This is a genomic window from Micromonospora sp. M61, from assembly GCF_018070245.1.
Classification (GTDB): Bacteria; Actinomycetota; Actinomycetes; order Mycobacteriales; family Micromonosporaceae; genus Micromonospora; species Micromonospora zamorensis.
On the sequence record NZ_JAGPYA010000149.1, the window covers coordinates 1 to 1,292 of the forward strand.

1 protein-coding gene and 1 pseudogene are annotated in these 1,292 nt (G+C 67.5%); both read right to left on the reverse strand.

Annotation, left to right across the window (positions count from 1 at the left end; all coding sequences use genetic code 11):
• Positions 1–340: pseudogene (locus KBX34_RS32980) on the reverse strand (sugar ABC transporter permease YjfF); the annotation flags it as partial.
• Positions 337–1,292 (reverse strand): ABC transporter permease (locus KBX34_RS32985; protein ID WP_210928978.1); only part of this gene is annotated, 956 nt, incomplete at its 5' end. The pseudogene KBX34_RS32980 and the gene KBX34_RS32985, both read right to left, overlap by 4 nt.

A 1,292-nucleotide genomic window follows, 5' to 3' on the forward strand; every position in this document is an offset into this window, starting at 1 on the left:
GCGTCGGCCCGATGAGCAGGGCGATGACGAGCACCAGCGCCGCCGGCAGGCCCTCCTGGAGCAGCCAGGCCGACACCATGGCCGTCATCGCCACGACGGACCCGACCGACAGGTCGATGCCGCCGGTGAGGATCACGAAGGTCATCCCGATCGCGACCACGAGCAGGAAACCGTTGTCGATGAAGACGTTGAAGATGACCTGCACGTTGGAGAACGCCTGGTACTGGGACACCCCGATGCCGTACATCACCAGCAGGAGGACGAGCGTGGCCAGGACCGGTATCTGCCGCCTCGGCAGCCGGAACCGGGCACGACCAGCGGTGAGCGATCCAGTGGTCATGCCGGTACCTGCTCCTTCGGCTTGTCGGCGATGGTGGTGGGCTTCGGCGCGCTGCGCCTGCGGCGGGCGAACCGGGCCCGGAAGGCCGGCGCCTGGATGAGGCAGACGGCGATGACGACGACCGCTTTGAACAGCAGCGAGGTCTGCGGTGAGATGTTCATGGCGTACACCGTGGTGGTCAGCGTCTGGATGATCAGCGCGCCGATGATCGTGCCGCTGAGGAAGAACCGGCCACCGGCGAGGGACGTACCGCCGATGACGACCGCGAGGATGGCGTCCAGCTCCACCCAGAGGCCCACCGCGTTGCCGTCGGCACTGGAGACGTTGGCCGTCATCATGAAACCGGCGATCGCGGCACAGACGGCGCTGAGCACGTACGCGAGGAAGATGACCCGGCCGGAGCGGATGCCTGCCAACCGGCTCGCCTCGGCGTTGCCACCCACCGACTCGACGATCATGCCGAGTGCGGTGCGCCGGGTGAACGCGGCGACGAGCAGTGCTGCGGCGAGGGCGATGAAGATGGCCAGCGGCAGGGTGAACAGGTGGCCCAGCCCGATCGCCCGGAACGGCTCGGAGTTGATGGTGATGATCTGCCCCTGGGTGATCAGCTGGGCGAGGCCCCGGCCGGCCACCATCAGGATCAGGGTGGCGATGATCGGTTGGATCCCGATCACGGCCACCAGCACGCCGTTCCAGGCGCCGAGCACGAGCGCGACGCCCAACGCCATCGCGAGGGCGGTCAGCACCACGACAAGGCTGTTCTGGTCGGACTGCTTGCTGATGTACATGCAGGCGATCGCGCCGCTGATCGCACACACCGACCCCACCGACAGGTCGATGCCGCCGGTCGAGATGACCAGGGTCATCCCCAGCGCGACGAGGATCAGTGGTGCGCTCAGCCGCAGGATGTCGATCGGCGAGCCGTACAGGTGCCCGTCCTTGAGCTCGATCG